Origin of the sequence: Streptomyces sp. NPDC097617 (assembly GCF_044761485.1) — a bacterium.
In the GTDB taxonomy this organism is placed as follows: Bacteria; Actinomycetota; Actinomycetes; order Streptomycetales; family Streptomycetaceae; genus Streptomyces.
Map to the genome: position 1 here is coordinate 1 of NZ_JBIWCL010000088.1, position 1281 is coordinate 1281.

Below are 1281 nucleotides of genomic sequence, written 5' to 3' on the forward strand. Positions count from 1 at the left end.
CAGGGTGCATTCGCCCTGGCGCAGGGCCTGGGCCGCCAGGTGCAGGGCGACGAGGGAGGAGGAGCAGGCCGTGTCGACCGTGATCGCCGGACCCTGCAGGCCCAGCGTGTACGAGACGCGGCCGGAGGCCACGCTGAGCGTGTTGCCGGTCGTACGGTAGGCCTCCACCGCCTCCGGCGCATTGCGCAGGTGGGAGGCGTACTCGCTGTACATCGCGCCGTTGAAGACACCGGTACGGGTACCGCGCAGCGTCGCCGGGGCGATGCCCGCGCTCTCCACCGCCTCCCAGCCGGCCTCCAGCAGGAGCCGCTGCTGCGGGTCCATGGCCGCCGCCTCGCGCGGGCTGATCCCGAAGAACTCGGCGTCGAAGCGGTCGGCGTCGTGGAGGAAACCGCCGTGGCGGGCGTAGGAGTGCCCCGCCCGGTTCGGGTCGTCGTCGAACAGCCGGTCCAGTGCCCAGCCCCGGTTGGTGGGGAAGGGGCCGATCGCGTCGACGCCGCCCGCCACGAGCTGCCACAGGTCCTCGGGGGAACGGGTGTCCCCCGGGTAACGGCAGGCCATGCCCACGATCACGATCGGATCCTCGGGATCGGAGCTGCTGCGCGCCACGATCGGCTGCCCGGGCCGGACCACCTCGGTCTCGCCGGCCGCCTTGGACAGCTCGCCGGTCAGGAAATCGGCGAGGGCATCCGGCGTGGGGTGGTCGAAGACGGCCGTCGCGGGCAGCGCGACCCCGGTGACCGCGACGACCCGGCGCCGCAGCTCCAGCCCGGTGAGCGAGTCCATGCCGAGGGTCTTGAACGCCGTTTCCTCGCTGACGGCTGCCGGCCCGGCCAGCCCGAGCACGGCGGCGACGGTGGCCCGTACGAGCTCACCGACGGTACGCCGGCGGTCGGCCGGGGGAAGGGCGGCGGTGCGCTCGGCCCAGGAGGATTCACCGGCCCCGGGGGCGGCCGCGGCGCGGCGGCGCGGGGCGCGCACCAGGGTGCGCAGCAGCGCGGGCGCGGACCCGTCAGGGGAGCGCAGGGTCGCCGGGTCCAAGTCAGCCGCCGCGAGCAGCGGTTCGGACGAGGTGAGGGCCGCGTCGAAGATCTCCATACCGCGCTCGGCGGAGATCGGCCGGACGCCCTTTCGGGCCCACCGCTGGATGTCGAGCTCGCTCAGCCCGCTGGTCATCGCACTGGCGGTGTCCCAGAGTCCCCAGGCGAGGCTGGTGGCGGGGAGGTTGTGGTGGTGGCGGTGGTGGGCGAGGGCGTCGAGGTAGGTGTTGGCGGCGGCGTA

1 protein-coding gene is annotated in these 1281 nt (G+C 74.2%); it reads right to left on the reverse strand.

All coding sequences use genetic code 11. The features are described 5' to 3' along the window. The coding region (locus tag ACIQZO_RS40520) for a beta-ketoacyl synthase N-terminal-like domain-containing protein (RefSeq protein WP_403636443.1) at window positions 1–1281 on the reverse strand (1281 nt) is incomplete at both ends.